Here is a 4,654-nt window from a genome sequence, read left to right on the forward strand (position 1 = left end):
AGAAATGAATGAAATTAACATAGGGAAAAACATAACTAAGTTCAGAAGAAATAAAGGCATAACTCAAGATGAGCTTGCAAATTATATAGGCGTATCAAAATCGTCAGTTTCAAAATGGGAGAACAACATAACATATCCAGATATATTATTACTTCCTCAATTGGCGACGTTGTTCAATATATCACTAGATGAACTCATGGGATATGAACCACAGCTTACAAAAGAGGATATAAAGAAAATTTACTATAGCTTGGCTGATGAATTTACTGAAAATAAACCAGATGAGGTCTTAGAAAAATGTGAAAAGTACATTAAAAAATACTACTCTTGCTTTGAATTTTTAAAACGAATGGTGGTGCTTTACTTAAATCACCATATGCTATTTGAAAATAAAGAGGAAATTTTAGATAAAGCGAGAGATTTATGTATAAGAATAAAGGAAGAAAGCAACGATCCAAAATTGATAAAGGAGATAGTTTCCCTAGAGGCGCTTTCACTAGCTATGGCGAATAAACCAGCTGAGATTTTAGAGCTTTTAGGAGAAGATATCGAATCATATAGTCAAGATGCAGAGCTCATAGGTCTTAGCTTCCAGTTATTGGGTAACGTAGATAAGGCAGATGAAGTAGCACAGATTTGTATGTACCAGCATTTAATAGGTTTAGTTGGAAATGCAGTTCAACGTATAGCTTTAAATGCAAACGACTTAAAGGTAGTAGATGAAACTTTTGAAAAGGCGTTTGAAATATGTAAAGCGTTTGATTTAGATGAGCTTCATTCAAATATAGCAGTAAATTTATACTTAAGTACAGCACAGGCTTATGCAGTACATGGAGAAAAGGAAAAAGCTCTAGATTTGATAGAGATGTATACAAAAGTATGCGTAAAGAGTATATATAATTTTAAACTAAAGGGAAATGAATATTTTGACAAAATAGAATCTTGGTTTAAAGACTTGGATTTAGGAGTAAATCCACCTAGAAGCCAAAAATTAATAAAACAAAGCGTAATAAGTGCTTTAAAGGACAATCCAGTTTTTGCTAGTTTAAAAGAAGAGTACAGATTTAAATCTTGTTTATTGGCGTTAGAAAGCGAGTAAAAATATTAAATTTTAGGAGGAAACAAACATTATGAATCAATTACCATTATTATTACCACTTATTATATTACAATTTATATTGGCTATAACTGCACTAGTTCATGTGCTTAGACATCCAAATTACAGATTTGGAAATAAAGTAATATGGGTGTTAGTAGTTTTATTTGTACAATTTATAGGACCTATATTCTACTTTGTATTTGGTAGAGGTGAAGAATAATGAATGTACTTGAAATCAACGGGCTATCTAAAAAATTTGGCTCAAATCATATAATAAAGGATCTGAATCTAAAAGTAAGTGAAAATACTATATGTGGATTTATAGGAGAAAATGGTGCCGGTAAAACTACTACTATGAAGATGATACTTGGATTTTTAAAGCCAGATAGTGGCACTATAACAGTCTGTGGTGAGAAGGTTCATTATGGAGAAACTAAAACAAATAGATTTATAGGCTACCTTCCAGACGTGCCAGAGTACTACGGATATATGAATCCAGTCGAGTATTTGAAGTTATGTGGTCAAATTACTGGTATGAATAATAGAGAGATAAAAGAAAAAACTGAAGAGCTTTTAGAGCTTGTAGGTCTTAAGGAGCACAAGAAAAGACGAATAGGCAGATTTTCAAGGGGGATGAAGCAGAGACTGGGAATTGCACAAGCACTTTTAAATGAGCCTAAGCTACTGATATGCGATGAACCTACATCAGCACTAGATCCAATAGGAAGAAAAGAAATTCTAGATATTTTATTAAAGGTCAAGGAGAAGACTACAGTAATATTTTCAACACATATACTATCTGATGTGGAAAGAATTTGCGATGAAATTGCAATTTTAAAGTATGGGAAAATAGCTCTAAGTGGTGCATTATCTCAAATTAGAGCTGATAATATTGTAGATTGTCTAGAGATAGAATTTAAAAATGGCGATAATTTAGCACAATTTTTAAATATATTCGGAAATAATTCTGAATTAAAGGAAATGGAAACCTCTCTAGAAAAATCAGAAAATACGATTTTTATTCATTCAAATAATATAGTAAAAATCCAAAAAGAGATTATGAAGGTACTGATAGATGCAGATTTATACCCTATATCTATAAGACTTCAAGAGCCTACATTAGAGAGATTATTTTTGGAGGATGTAAAATAAAATGAGAGCGTATATAGCATTTACTAAAAAGGAAATTTACGAATTAGCCAAAACATATAAATTACTTTTACTTGTAATAGTGTTTTTGATTTTAGGATTTATGAATCCTATCACAGCTAAATTTACACCAGATCTTTTAGAATCATTTATGGAGGAGGGTGTCAGCATAAACCTACCAGAGCCTACGATTATGGATTCTTGGATGCAGTTTTTCAAAAATGTAAATCAAATGGGACTTATCGTAATGGTGATTATGTTTAGTGGTATAATTTCAAACGAGCTTGCAAAGGGTACACTTATCAACATGCTTACAAAAGGTTTATCTAGAAAGACAGTGATTTTATCTAAATTTACTTCAACTTGTTTGATTTGGACAGTTGTGTATTTTTTAGCTGCATTGGTCACATTTTTATATTCGATGTTGTTTTGGGAGGATACTGAGGTCGCAAATCTGTTGTTCTCAGTAAGCCTTGTATGGATATTTGGGATATTCTTGATAACGGCAGTGATTTTGGGAGGAATTTTATTTAAGAGTTCATATGGAGCTATGCTATTTTGTGGTTTGATAGTAGCTTGCTTGTTGTTTTTAAATATGTTGCCTTCTATAAAAGAGTACAATCCAGTTCAATTAGTCGTTGTGAATATGGATCTTTTGAAGGAGAATATAGAAATATCAGATTTATTAAAGTGTATTTGGATTAATATAGGAGCGAGTGTTTTATTTTTAGCTTCGAGTATAGTTGTATTTTGTAAAAGAGAATTTTAATAGATTAATTTGAAGGTTCCATCCTAATTCTACCAATTAGGGATGGAATTTTTCTTTTAAATTGGATATTTTTAACTTATAAAAAACAGTGGGCAGGTTAAATGAATTATTTAGTATGGTATAATTATAAGAGGGTATCTAAAAAACATACAAAAAAATTAAATTCAAAATAAAGGGGAGAGATTAAAATGAAAAAACTAATATCTATATTTTTAGCCTTAACATTGATAATCTGTAATTTTAATGTTGTCGATGTATCATTTGCAGATGAGATATACGATGATTTTAAGTATAGTATAGATAACTCAAATATTACAATAACAGATTATACAGGTAGTGCTGAAAATTTAGTTTTACCAGATGAAATTAACGGTATGAGGGTAATTGCTATAAAAGATTTGGCATTTGCAAATAGTGAAAGCCTTATAACTGTAGAAATTCCAGATAGTATTATAAGTATAGGTGAATCTGCATTTTGGGGATGTACTAACTTAGCAACTGTAAAATTGCCTAATAATTTAACAACTATAAAAGCAAGTTTATTTTCTGAATGTATAAGTCTAAAAGATATAACAATACCAGACAGTGTGACAACTATAGGCAAAAGTGCGTTTTATAAATGTACAAGCTTGAAAAATATAGATATCCCAAATAGCGTGACAACTATAGGTGATTCAGTATTTGAACAATGCAACAGTTTGATAAGTATAAAAATACCAAACAATGTGAAAGCTATAAATCAATTCACGTTTAATTATTGCACTAGTTTAGAAAATGTTCAAATTCCAAATGGCTTAACTATTATTGGAACAGCAGCATTTTGTCATTGTGTTAACTTGAAAGACGTCAAAATACCAGATAGTGTAGCGGATATACAATATGCTGCATTTGGTGATTGTAAAAGTTTAACAAACATAACAATACCAGATAGTGTAGAAGTTTTAGGATCATATGTATTTAATGGCTGTGTTAATTTAAAAGAGGTAAATCTACCAAATAATTTAGAATCTATAGCTCCATATGAATTCTCTGGATGTAGTAGTTTAACAAATATAAAGCTACCAGATAGTTTAGTAAAAATAGGTATGAGTGCGTTTGAAAGATGCAATAATTTAACAAATATACAAATACCAGATAGTGTGATAAGCATAGGTGAATCCGCATTTGACGATTGTACTAACTTAGAAAGTATAAATATTCCAGAAGGTATAACTGTTATAAAAAACAATTTATTTTCAGACTGTACTAGTTTAAAAGAGCTATCAATACCAGAGAGTGCTACAACTATAGAATATTGTGCATTTAATGGATGTACTAATTTAACAAAGGTGAAAATTTTAGATGGTGTAACGACTGTAGGTAGCGATGCATTTAATGGATGTAGTAATGTAACTATATACGGTTATCCTCAATCTTATATACAGACTTATGCACAAGAAAATAATATAAATTTTGTTGAATTAGCTATACCACCAGAAAAAGGATTTGAATACATTGTGTCAGAGTCTGGTTCAGAGGTATGCATAACTGGATGTACTAGAAATGAGACAGACATCGTTATACCGAGCGAAATAAAAGGAATGACAGTAACAAGTATATCATCAAATGCATTTTCTAATTCTAATATAACAAGTGTT

The 4,654-nt window shown here is 30.5% G+C and carries 5 protein-coding genes; all 5 read left to right on the top strand.

The window, feature by feature from the left end; genetic code table 11:
- Window positions 1–1,099, top strand: a 1,099-nt coding sequence (locus SPD90_RS12925) for a helix-turn-helix domain-containing protein (RefSeq protein ID WP_320925498.1), incomplete at its 5' end; no start/stop codon positions are given.
- Window positions 1,100–1,130: 31 nt separating this feature from the next.
- Window positions 1,131–1,319, top strand: coding sequence for a PLD nuclease N-terminal domain-containing protein (locus SPD90_RS12930; protein WP_320623874.1), 189 nt, complete (start codon window positions 1,131–1,133; stop codon window positions 1,317–1,319).
- Window positions 1,319–2,251 (top strand): ABC transporter ATP-binding protein, encoded by a 933-nt coding sequence (locus tag SPD90_RS12935; protein ID WP_320925499.1) that lies wholly within the window; start codon window positions 1,319–1,321, stop codon window positions 2,249–2,251. Before SPD90_RS12930 ends, SPD90_RS12935 begins: the two co-directional genes overlap by 1 nt.
- 1 nt (window position 2,252) lies before the next feature.
- Window positions 2,253–3,017 carry an ABC transporter permease gene (locus SPD90_RS12940; protein WP_320626227.1) on the top strand — a complete coding sequence of 255 codons (765 nt, stop codon included), beginning with the start codon at window positions 2,253–2,255 and terminating at the stop codon, window positions 3,015–3,017.
- 188 nt (window positions 3,018–3,205) lie between these two features.
- Window positions 3,206–4,654: leucine-rich repeat domain-containing protein (locus SPD90_RS12945; RefSeq protein ID WP_320925500.1), on the top strand; the 1,449-nt coding region annotated here is incomplete at its 3' end.

Source organism: Intestinibacter sp. (genome assembly GCF_034113885.1).
Taxonomy (GTDB): Bacteria; Bacillota; Clostridia; order Peptostreptococcales; family Peptostreptococcaceae; genus Intestinibacter.